An 11,710-nucleotide genomic window follows, 5' to 3' on the forward strand; every position below is an offset into this window, starting at 1 on the left:
TTTGAAAGAAGTATCAAAGAACACTTCAACGTTCTTGATACTTCTTTCTTCTTTTAATATGCAACGGAAAGATTTTGTCCATCTGAAGGTGTCAAAACAAAGCTTGCCAAAGCGTACGCAGATTCTCTCTTATGCGGGGTTTGTTTGTTTTTGGTCCAAGTGATGGCTTAGAAAAGTTAGAAGACTTGCTAGTATTGCAATCAATCCGCCGACCAATGTCACATTCATCAAATTTCCTTGATGGTAAACCATTCCACCTACTGCGGAACCCATGCCGATACCGATATTGCTTGCGACTGGCATCAGTGAAGCAGCGAGTCCTGTCGCTTTTGGTTGATAAATACCAGCAAGGTCAATCAAATAAAGCTGGGTAGATGTTGTTAAAAGGATGGCCATTAATGACATCAAGCCAATGTTAATCAATCCAAAGAGTAGATTATTTGTCGTCCAATATAAACTGATCAGAACAATTGCTTGCACAAGGAAAACCATTCGAAGGCGCCCGATCGCATTGTAGCTGGCAATTTTACCAGCGAGAATGTTGCTGAAAATCGAAATAAATCCGTAGCCAAACAATATCAAACTGATGGAATTACTCGGTGCTTCCATTCCATTCAGGATCGGAACAAGATACGTATAAACGGCATACGTCGCTCCAAATCCTAGAGATGGAATGAAAAACGCCATTAAGATTCGTGGGTGTGTCAACAAAGAAAATTGATCACGCATCGAACTGCGAAATTGACTGAGCTTATTAGGCAAAACGTAGAATGATGCCAAAAACGCAATTCCACCCAGAAAAGTCGTTAACAGGAAGGTTGCATTCCAGTTGTACCATTCAGCTATTACAGTGCCAATTGGTACTCCAACCACGTTTGCAAGTGTAAAACCACCGAAAACAAATGATATAGCAAGTCCTCGCTTTGCGTTTGGAATGGTTTCACTTGCAACAATCATGGCAAGTGAGATTAAAACTCCTGTTACAATCGCCGTCATCATCCGAAGTACAAGGAACATGATGTAGCTCGTCGAAATTACACACAAAGCATTCAGGATGATGAACGTTCCGATCAAAAACAACATCCATTTACGCTTAGGAAAATGACTTGTTGCGCTCATCACGAGTGGTGTGGCAATGGCAAAGGTAATGGCAAACGCAGAAACCAGTGTGCCTGCTTTGGCATTTGTTATATGAAGACCCGAGGAAATATCGGTTAAGATCCCGACGATAACAAACTCGCTTGTCCCGAGGACAAATGTTAATAAAGAAAGTGTAAAGATGAGCAACCAATGTCGCTTGGATAATTCTGTAGAGTACATAAATACCTCTTTTCTTAGATGAATGTAAATGTGAAACAAGGCAGTAAACAATTTAAACATCATACCATAAAACATTTTTACTAGGAAAGCCCATACTTTTTACCAGCCATTTATTATCTAGAATCTTTAAAGAGAAAGGTCAAGGAGAACCGTACTATAAGTAATTGAGGTTGGTTAAATGAATTACCTCCGAGGAAAACAAAAGGTTTATCTAGTATACTGAAGATATCTTTTTTCTATATTATTAAAATAGACTTAGATTGTAGTAGTCAAAAATAAAGTTCAAAATAGGAATGAATGGGGGTGGTGATATTGGCTATTTTTCAGTACGAAGTTTTTTTAGCGGTTGTTGAAAGCGGCAGTTTTACAAAAGCCGGCGAAAAGCTAGGGTTGTCACAATCAGGAGTTAGTCATAACATTTCAACACTTGAAACAGAATTAGGAATCGTATTGCTTCGGCGTAATCGGAACGGAATATCTTTAACAGATGCGGGAGAGCGAGTTTTACCGCATATTCGTCAGCTCATTCATCATGCAAAATTGCTTGAGCAGGAAGCGGCACTTATACAAGGAATCGAAGTAGGAAGCATTAAAATCGGGACTTTCCCCAGTTTTTCGTCCAAATTTCTTCCAGGTCTCATTCGTAACTTCATAAATAAATATCCTGGCATCCAGATAGAGTTATATGAAGGCGGCTACGACGATATCAAGGATTGGATCACTTCAGGAACGGTTGATATTGGTTTTTTAACGCTTCCTGTTAGAGAATTTGATACCATTCAATTACTAAAAGACGAATTATTTGTTTTAGTACCTGAAAATCATCGATTGAACACACTGAAACCAGTTAAAGTCAAATCAATACATAATGAATCATTTATTATGCCAAAAGCAGGTTGTGATCTTTTAATAAAGAGGCTCCTTAAAGAAAATAACGTACATCCTAATGTTATTTTTGAAATAGAAGATAACAATACAATTATTTCTATGGTTCAAGAAGGGCTAGGGATCACCATTATCCCAGAAATGGTCCTGCCGAAAAATACTCCTAACATGAAAGTGATTCCACTTGAAACGGTTTTGTATCGTGAAATAGGTATAGCGTTAAAATCTATTAAGCAAGCGGCACCTTCCATTAAGAAATTTATGGAGATCTTAAAAGAACATTTTAAACAAGACCAGAGCTTGAATAAGTAGGCCTAAAGAAGGCACTTCATTCAAGCTGTTTTGTTTATATCGTTAAGATTCCGCGAATGGTGATGGTAGCTGCTCCTGCTACTTTGATGACTGGTTCTGATTCATTCGGAATGACAGTCACGTAAAGCATTCCAGGTCTTCCAATCGCATCTCCTTGAGCGATTTTAAGATGTGTCGTCTCACCTTGAGGAATAACACTTTCTAAATAGAGGAAACCAGCTAATGCGCCGTTTGCTGCCCCCGTTACGGGATCCTCAGGTATGCCAATCCCAGGTGCGAAATCTCTGGTATATAAATCACATTCTTTCGAGGTGTTAAAAGTATAAAGGTGTGTCGTGCTGATATTATGTTCTTTATTATGCTTCCCTAAAGCCGCTAAGTCTGGCATAGCATTGTCAATGTTCATTTGGTTTTTCATAGGAACAAGTAAATGCCAGTTTCCGGTATTCGCCAGTTTGATTGGATAGGTTGGGTCGATGCTTTCTGGTTTGACGCCGATCAACTGACTAAGCTCTTCCAGGTCAATTGTGAAATCTTGTGTTTTTGGAGTAACTTGTGTCATTTCCACATCAATTATGTTTCCATTTTCTTTATGCCATACAACCGGTACTTTACCTATATTCGTTTCTAACACAATCCCACCTTTTTTCTCGGCTAGACCAAACTCAGTTGCCAAAAGCCAGGTTAACCCAACAGTTGCATGGCCGCAGAAGTTGATTTCTTCAGCAGGAGTAAAGTATTTCACTTTATAATCAATCTCCTTGTTATTTGAAGGCAGTAAAAATACGGATTCTGGTAAATTTAATTCCTTTGCGATACTTTGCATCTCATCTTCCGTTAATTTTTCTGCATCTAACACAACCCCTGCTGTATTACCTCCAAATTTTTCTGTTGTAAATGCATCCACATGATAAACTCTTAATTCTCTCATCATCTTAACTCCTTTCAAATATTTTTTGATACCTCCATACTATGCCTTGCTAATGCATTAGTAAAATGAACCTTTTTTATTTAATAAATCGGAAATACTAATGCAATTTAAACCTAAAGTTCATATTTAATTCATAAACATTGTGAAATGTTTCACAAATTGTATGCTATACTAACCCTGTTAACAGAAATATAGTAAAAACCATTCTTTCTAGAGAGAAAAATATATTTTTTAAATTGGAATGTGAAACATTTCACATTGTGATCAATTGGTTTGTTAAAAATAAAAAGGACTTACAATTCACTAGGAGTTGAACAGCATGAATGTATGGGAGCAAGTTTATAACCCAATGGGGAACATATGGATGTCAGCTATTTTAGCTGCCATTCCTATTATCTTTTTTATTGTTATGCTGACAGTTTTTAAATTAAAGGGCTTTATCGCTGGCTTCTTCAGCATACTTGTAGCAGGAACTTTTGCAGTCTTTATTTATAAAATGCCTGTTATTTTAGTTTTGATGTCAGCTATTTATGGAGTTTTAGCCGGTATTTGGCCAGTAGCATCAATTGTGTTTGCTGCAATTTTCCTTTATAAAATAACAGTAAAAACAGGTAAATTTGCAATTATAGAGAATAGTATCTCTTTTATTACAGCGGATCAAAGATTGCAAGTTCTTATAGTAGCATTTTCATTTGGAGCATTTTTGGAAGGAGCTGCAGGATTTGGAGCACCTGTTGCGATAACGTCAGCCATTTTAGTAGGACTTGGATTTAGTCCAATATATGCAGCTAGCCTTTGCTTGATTGCAAACATTGCCGGTGGTGCATATGGAGCAATGGGTATTCCAGTAACCGTCCCCGCTCTACTTACAGGTTTAGATGGGCTTGTTGTTGGAAGATATACGGCATTGATCCTTCCAATAATAAGCATTGTAATAGCATTCTTACTAATATTTATTATCGATGGGTTGAAAGGAATTAGACAAACATTCCCTGCGATTTTAGTTAGCGGTGTTTCATTTGGACTTACACAGGCAATTGTTCTAACTTTCTTAGGTGCTCAGTTAGCAGATATCTTTGCAGCTATTGTGAGCTTAGTAGCACTAGCACTATTTTTACAAGTATGGAAACCTAAAGAGATTTTTCGAGTAAATAAAGAAAAGGCAGCAAATATGCAGGTTAAGTACTCTTTTGGAGAAGTTGCTTATGCTTGGATGCCTTTTGTATTTTTAACCATATGTGTCACTTTGTTTAATCTATCATTTTTCAAAAATCTATTTATTCCCGGCGGTCCTTTAGAAAAATTAGTGTTAATGCTGCCAATTCCAGGATTAAACAACTTAGTTATTAAGCATGCACCAATTGTTCCGCAAGATACTCCATTTGCTGCAGTATTTAAATTGGATTTACTTTCATCTACTACTACGGCAATTGTCATTACAATCATTGTTGCAAGCATTCTTTTTCGCTGCAGCATTAAGCAGCTGAGAGACATTACAAAAGAAACTACAAAAGAATTATTATCACCAGTCCTAACAATTTGTAGTGTACTTGCTTTCGCTTATATTTGTACTTATTCTGGAATGTCATCAACACTTGGTTTAGCATTTGCATCAACAGGTGAAGTATTTCCTTTATTCTCACCAGTGCTAGGTTGGTTAGGAGTATTTTTAACAGGCTCTGTTGTTAACAGTGGTTCCTTATTTGCTCCACTTCAATCTGTCACTGCTTCACAAATTGGTATAGCACCTGAAACAATGGTTGCTGTCAATGTAATGGGTGGCACAATGGCTAAAATGATTTCACCTCAATCTATCGCTGTTGCAGCTGCAGCGGTTGGATTAGCAGGAAAAGAAAGTGATTTATTTAAAGTGACAATTAAATATAGCTTATGTTTACTTGTAATAATTGCATTAATCAGCTGGCTAATATTTTAATTATTAAATAGAAGGGAGATTTTTTACCATGAATAAAGAAAGAGTAAATCGTGTTGTACTAGTTGGAACAGGTGCTGTAGGTTGTAGTTATGCCTATTCACTAATTAACCAGGGAGTCGCTGAGGAACTAGTCTTAATTGACGTAAATGAGGCAAAGGCCGAAGGCGAAGCGATGGATCTTAACCATGGAATGCCGTTCGCACCTTCTCCAATAAATGTATGGAACGGTTCTTATCAAGATTGTGCAAGTGCGGACTTAGTTGTTATTACTGCGGGATTGGCACAAAAGCCAGGGGAAACCAGGTTGGAATTGGTTGAAAAAAACACGAAAATATTTAAACAAATCGTAAAGAGCATTATGGAAAGTGGATTTGATGGAATATTCTTAATCGCAACAAATCCAGTAGATATTTTAACCTATATAACTTGGAAAGAATCAGGACTTCCAAAAGAACGTGTAATTGGTTCTGGAACGGTATTAGACTCTGCACGTCTAAGGTCTGCACTGGGGAAATATTTCAACGTAGATACAAGAAATATTCATGCAGCCATCATTGGTGAACATGGAGATACAGAGCTCCCTGTTTGGAGCCATGCAATGATCGGAATTGAACATCTCGACACTGTTTTGGAACGGAAAGGAGATTTAAAGAAAGAATGTTTAGAAGAAATTTTCGTAAATGTCCGCGATGCCGCCTATCAGATCATTGAGCGAAAAGGGGCAACATACTATGGAATAGGAATGTCCCTTGTTAGGATTACAAAAGCAATCCTAAATAATGAAAACAGCATCCTGACGGTATCTGCCTATCTAAACGGAGAATATGGACAAAATGATGTATATATCGGAGTTCCAGCAAAAATAAATCGTGCCGGCATTCAAGAAATAGTTGAAATTCAGCTCAATGATAAGGAAAAAGAACAATTCAATCATTCTGTTTTAATACTAAAAGAAACGATGAAACCGGTAATTTAAGAATTAGTACTGGCTGCTTCAATCATTTTAATATTAATATAGAATTGAAAATGATGTTAGAAAAAACCTCATTTAGATTGGTCACGGGGAACCGTATCAAAAGTAAATGAGGTTTTTTGTTGGAAAAATAAATAGCCAAAAATATACAAGTTAAAAACTTGCATATTTTTGGCTTAAAAAAGATCCTTTAAAAAAACTTGCGCTTTTGCTTACTTTAATATTCTCCTTTAATGACAAAAAACGAGCCCCGAATGGTTCCTGCTAGTTTAGACTTCTGTCTAGCAAACTTAAACTTCTCTTCTAACTCCTTTGGTATCTCCATCCCCTCTGAAAGCTTAAAACCAACGGCCCGCTTCGGCTTAGGGCCATCAACCGTATACATGACATTAACCTCAAGACCATCCTCATAAAAGACGTAGGCCATTTTGATATTTTCTACTTGAAAACGCGAGGTTTCTAGAGGTTTGGCCGCAAACTCAATATCACGTTCTTCTTTCAAAATTCGGTTCACATAATCAAGGGTCTCCTGACTTTCGCTAGCTGGTACAACCGTAAATTCATGCTTGTACTTGTTCATAAAGTAACGGGCTTCATTAGCACGTAAACCAGCGAGCGCTTCTACTACAGGTGAAGACTCTAAACCAACCGTAGACACATTTTTAAAATCAACAATATAGGACATTTCCATCCATCCTTTTCTCTCTTTATTTCCTAACAACAAGAATCCACATTTCACGATATAAGTATGTACAATAAGGTGAATAGGGATACGTCACTATTATTTCAATAAGTAGATGAGTTTTCCTCCTGTATCCAGTGGAAAGTTATATTTTTTTGTGAAGTTGGTAATCTATAAAATTCATATGAATAGGGAATATTTAGTAATATAATAAAATTATAGGAAAATATAATCAGGAGGGCATTATTAAATGCGTCCTTTTCAGGGGGAGAGGAAGAACGTGGGGATATTTGATAAATTCAAGAAAAAAGAAAAACATAAAGATTATATTGAAGAGATAATTGCTAAATTAGGCTGCGAATGTCGGATCATTGATGAGAAAGATGCTAAAGGGGTTACGAGGATCTATAATGAAGCTCTTATTCAAGGCAAAAAAGAAGGGTACACGCCTCTGATCATTATCCCTTCAGAATTAATGCTAGAAATAATGGAAACTAATGCAGAAAATGCATTCTCTCATGATGATCGGGAAACTATCATAGAGAAAGCGAAGGATATTGATGCAAAAAAATTGTTAAAAAACCTGCTTGAAGAGGTCATGCCTATGGATGAAGATGAGGACGAAGACTATGATATCTCCGACGAGTTTTTAAAAGAGGAACAATCGCATCATTTTCTTTCTATTGAGGATGCAATTAATGAGAAAATCATTCTCGCAAAGATTCCAACTGATAAACCGTGGGAAGCAGCTGCCTGGGTACCGATGGGCGGATTCAATGAATGCCCAGTGCCAGAGGAGCAAGTTGCGGTATTCAAATACTGGTACGAAAAATATGGAGCTACGCCTGCTTTAGTTACCTCTGATGTATGGGAATTATTTGTAGAGAACCCACCAAAGACACAAGAAGAATCAGAATTGCTTGCTTGGGAACAATTTGGATTTTGTGGAGACATAGTCTGGCAAGGGGTAGGAACAGTTAATGCACTTGCCGGAACACTTATCAATTCTTCTGTTTGGTATTTTTGGTGGGATTAAAAAATGGGATAAGGGAGAAAAACTTGGATTACACCATTAATGGGAAAAGGTATTCTTTTGGTAAGAATGGTGTTTTGCAATCTTAATGAATATTGTTTTTACTTAAAAAGGAAGCTGGATTCATTGTGAATCAGGCTTCCTTTTTTATAAAACCGCCATGAAACGAACAGAATTTAGAAAAAAGTGCATCAGTCCGTTTCCCCGTAGTTATTAGTTGACTTAGTCAACTAATAACTTTATACTAAAATTAGTTAAAATTTTCTGAATATAAGGGTGGAGAAAATGGATACGATTCAATATGTAGAAAAAATTCGGAAATTCAATCGGTATTATTCAAATGTTTTGGGTAAAATTGATCAAGAAATCTATAATAAACCTTTTCCATTAACAGAAGCACGTGTGATAACTGAAATCAATCTTAGAAACGGTTGTACAGCAACAGAAGTTAGGGAAAATCTTGGAGTAGACCGGGGATATATGAGCAGAATTGTTCAAAAATTAGAGGATGAAAAAATCATTTTCAAAAAGCAATCACCAGACGATAAACGCCAATACCTACTCTATCTTACCGACTATGGAAAAGAAATTCTTAATGACCTGGTTGAAAATGCTAATCATGAGGTAGGTGAAATGATTCAAGAAATATCGAATCGTGATTTGTCCAATCTGGTCAGTTCCATGGAGACTATAGAATCAATCTTCAATAAAGAATATCCTTCACAGTCAGTGATATCCATTCGAACATTTCTACCTGGAGATGTTGGTTTCGTTGCACATCTTCATGGAAGGTTGTATGAAAAAACCTATAAGTTTGGGAGAATGTTTGAATATTACGTTATGAAGGGCCTAACTGAATTTATGATTGATACATCTGGCGGGGAGCTTTGGATTGCGGAGGCAGATGGAAAGATGGTTGGATCCATTGCGATTACTCAATCTAAGGATCAATCTGCCCAATTAAGATGGTTTATATTGGATGAAGATTATCATGGTATGGGGATTGGGAAGAGGCTTATGGAGACTGCCATCGATTTCTGTAAGAAACAAGGATACCAACATGTTTTCCTATGGACTGTTAGTATATTAGAAACTGCTCGTTATCTATATCAAAAATATAATTTTAGAGTAACAGAAGAAAAACCAAATGATGAGTGGACTGGTTCGAAATTAGTGGAAGAGCGATGGGACTTAAATCTTTCCGATTTAATCTAGTTGCTCGGGAAAGGTATAAATTTAACACTGAGGGCCCTTTAGTATTTGTAAGTAAATTTGTTATTTAATTCACCGAAAAACTTTTAAAATCCCATTATTCTATTTAAGGGTTTTAAAACTGAAGCTGTCATTGTGGCAGCTTTTTTATGTTCTTAATATTTACACTTTTTCATATAACTTTTACAAAATTTCATATTTTTAAAATAAATTCGAGTGTCTTATTATTAGTGTTTTACTAAAATGGGCATTTTTAAAGAAAATGGAAAAAAATAAATTAAAATTTTGTTCAAATTTAATTTAACTTTTGTTCAAAATGTGTGTTATATTATTTAGGTATTTAACGATGAAAGCGTTTAATGAAAAATTATATCATGATAGAAATTTAACTGGAAATTTCGTGGGTAAGGTGAAGGAGGACATAATGGGTTTTGTTGGTTTATTTCTTTCAGGTGCCGTCTTATTTCTAAACAGTCTTATGCTGTTAGGGAAAGCAGATGCAAAAAGTGTTGGTATCTTTAATCTTTTCGTTGGTACCATTCAAATGATTATTCCATCCTATTTGATCGTTGTTTCGAATCAAGATCATTGGGAGTTATATAATGATGCATCAATTTTTCTATTTGGCTTAACTTATTTATATGTTGGGTTCACCGCTTTAAAGGGTCTTGAAGGCAGCGGACTCGGTTGGTTTAGTCTTTGGGTTAGTATTGTTGGAGTCGTATATACCTTAACATCTATTATTCACTTTCATGATGCTGTCAATGCACTAACATGGGGCATGTGGACATTTTTATGGTTTCTGTTCTTTTTATCAAATGCGCTTAATAAAAAAATCGAACATTATATTGGATTGGTTGCCTTTGTTCAATCCTGGGTAACGTTGACCATCCCAGCACTCCTTTATTTTTTAGGTGTCTGGAGTACACCAAATGTCTCCCGAATCTGGACCTGCGTATTAATTCTAGCTATTGTTTATTTTATTTTTAGTTTTTTTAGATTGAAGTTTTCAAATAATAAAGAGAAAAGAACTCAAGCAATCCATGTAATCAATGCTTTGGAGGTAAAATAATATGTCAATCATAATTGGAATCGTTGGTATCCTTGTTCTCATGGGCATAGCCTGGTTGATGTCAAACGATAAGAAAAACATCAACTATCGTGCCGTTGGTATCATGACAGCCGTTCAGTTATTAATAGCTTGGTTTATGCTTAATACTTCAATTGGTAAAAAAGTTCTGCACAAGATCGTAGATGGTTTTAATAAAGTTCTTTCTTTCGGTAATGACGGTATCTCTTTCGTATTCGGTGACCTTGCAGGAAAGAATTTATTCTTTGTAAATGTTCTAATGATGATTGTATTCGTAACAGCTATTTTAGGTATACTGACTTATTCAAGAATATTACCATTAGCTATTAAATACATTGGTGGTGCAGTAAGTAAAATAACAGGCCTGCCAAAAGTGGAATCTTTTGTTGCCGTGAATTCTATGGTATTTGGTGATACTTCTGCTATCCTTTCGGTTAAGTCATTCATTCCTAATCTTTCTGGTAACCGCTTGTTCGTTGTTGTTACTTCTTCTCTAGTTGCGGTAAGCTGTTCAATCTTAGGTGCATACATGCAAATGATTCCTGCGGAGTTCGTATTGGTTGCATTACCAATTAACGTATTCTCTGGACTTATCCTTTCAACAATCGTATGTCCTGTTCGTAAAGAAGAAGATGAAATAATCGATATTAAGGGAATGATACCAGAGAAATCTCTTTTCGAAGCAATCGGCAACTGGACATTGCTTGGCGGAAAGACGGCCTTAATCGTAGGCGCTATGCTTATCACGTATGTAGGATTAATCGCAGCCGTTAACTGGATTTTCACTTCCATCTTCGGTATCTCTTTCACTGGCGTACTTGGATATGTATTTGCTCCTATCGCATGGATCATGGGTATTCCTGCAAATGAAATTATTAAAGCCGGCTCAGTCATGGGTACTAAGGTAGCCGCTAACGAGTTCGTTGCTATGTTAGACTTCATGAAAATGATCCCTCATATGTCTCATAAGACTGTAGGTATCGTATCAGCATTCTTAGTATCATTCGCTAACTTTTCATCTATTGGTATTATTTTGGGAACTGTACAAGCAATCAATAATGAAAAGGCAAGTGAGTTAGCGAAGGTTGGTCTAAAGGTATTGTTAGTAGCTACAATGGGATCAGTCTTAACTGGAACGATCGTTGGTTTGTTCCTATAATCATTTAATATTGCAAACCCTGTTCAAAATTGATGAGCGGGGTTTTTATTTTCTCCTAAAAAAATATAAAATCCCCTATTGAAAAACGCTTACATAGTCTATATAATAAAAATAAATCGATTTACTAAACCGGTTTACTAAATCGATTTATCGAAATTACAGCTAGAAAGGATCTTT

10 protein-coding genes are annotated in these 11,710 nt (G+C 36.2%); 7 read left to right on the top strand and 3 right to left on the bottom strand.

Annotated features, from left to right (window positions below):
- Positions 1–129: 129 nt before the first annotated feature.
- Positions 130–1,320 carry an MFS transporter gene (locus tag ACIFOT_RS19130; protein WP_430066933.1) on the bottom strand — a complete coding sequence of 397 codons (1,191 nt, stop codon included), beginning with the start codon at positions 1,318–1,320 and terminating at the stop codon, positions 130–132.
- 306 nt (positions 1,321–1,626) lie between these two features.
- On the opposite strand from ACIFOT_RS19130, the gene ACIFOT_RS19135 reads away from it, so the two are divergent.
- Positions 1,627–2,517: a LysR family transcriptional regulator gene (locus tag ACIFOT_RS19135; RefSeq protein ID WP_430066974.1), complete on the top strand. Its 891-nt coding sequence runs from the start codon at positions 1,627–1,629 to the stop codon at positions 2,515–2,517.
- A 34-nt stretch (positions 2,518–2,551) separates the two neighbouring features.
- On the opposite strand, the gene ACIFOT_RS19140 is transcribed toward ACIFOT_RS19135, so the two are convergent.
- Positions 2,552–3,448 carry a PhzF family phenazine biosynthesis protein gene (locus tag ACIFOT_RS19140; protein WP_430066975.1) on the bottom strand — a complete coding sequence of 299 codons (897 nt, stop codon included), beginning with the start codon at positions 3,446–3,448 and terminating at the stop codon, positions 2,552–2,554.
- A 319-nt stretch (positions 3,449–3,767) separates the two neighbouring features.
- Between ACIFOT_RS19140 and ACIFOT_RS19145 the strand changes: the two genes are divergently transcribed.
- On the top strand, positions 3,768–5,384 hold the full coding sequence (locus ACIFOT_RS19145; RefSeq protein ID WP_430066934.1) for a lactate permease LctP family transporter: 1,617 nt from the start codon (positions 3,768–3,770) through the stop codon (positions 5,382–5,384).
- Positions 5,385–5,412: 28 nt separating this feature from the next.
- Positions 5,413–6,360, top strand: coding sequence for an L-lactate dehydrogenase (locus ACIFOT_RS19150; protein ID WP_430066935.1), 948 nt, complete (start codon positions 5,413–5,415; stop codon positions 6,358–6,360).
- A 214-nt stretch (positions 6,361–6,574) separates the two neighbouring features.
- Here ACIFOT_RS19150 and ACIFOT_RS19155 read toward each other — a convergent pair whose 3' ends face one another.
- On the bottom strand, positions 6,575–7,042 hold the full coding sequence (locus ACIFOT_RS19155; RefSeq protein WP_430066936.1) for a phage tail protein: 468 nt from the start codon (positions 7,040–7,042) through the stop codon (positions 6,575–6,577).
- Between the two features lie 247 nt (positions 7,043–7,289).
- Here ACIFOT_RS19155 and ACIFOT_RS19160 point away from each other — a divergent pair, with 247 nt between their 5' ends.
- The 4 genes from ACIFOT_RS19160 to ACIFOT_RS19175 all read left to right on the top strand — a co-directional run bounded on the left by ACIFOT_RS19160 (position 7,290) and on the right by ACIFOT_RS19175 (position 11,533).
- Positions 7,290–8,075 carry a DUF4253 domain-containing protein gene (locus ACIFOT_RS19160; protein ID WP_430066937.1) on the top strand — a complete coding sequence of 262 codons (786 nt, stop codon included), beginning with the start codon at positions 7,290–7,292 and terminating at the stop codon, positions 8,073–8,075.
- Positions 8,076–8,357: 282 nt separating this feature from the next.
- Positions 8,358–9,287 carry a bifunctional helix-turn-helix transcriptional regulator/GNAT family N-acetyltransferase gene (locus ACIFOT_RS19165; RefSeq protein ID WP_430066938.1) on the top strand — a complete coding sequence of 310 codons (930 nt, stop codon included), beginning with the start codon at positions 8,358–8,360 and terminating at the stop codon, positions 9,285–9,287.
- 421 nt (positions 9,288–9,708) lie between these two features.
- On the top strand, positions 9,709–10,356 hold the full coding sequence (locus ACIFOT_RS19170) for an AmiS/UreI family transporter (RefSeq protein ID WP_430066939.1): 648 nt from the start codon (positions 9,709–9,711) through the stop codon (positions 10,354–10,356).
- Position 10,357: 1 nt separating this feature from the next.
- Positions 10,358–11,533, top strand: coding sequence for a NupC/NupG family nucleoside CNT transporter (locus ACIFOT_RS19175; RefSeq protein ID WP_430066940.1), 1,176 nt, complete (start codon positions 10,358–10,360; stop codon positions 11,531–11,533).
- Positions 11,534–11,710: the final 177 nt, after the last annotated feature.

The organism is Neobacillus sp. NRS-1170, assembly GCF_050468025.1.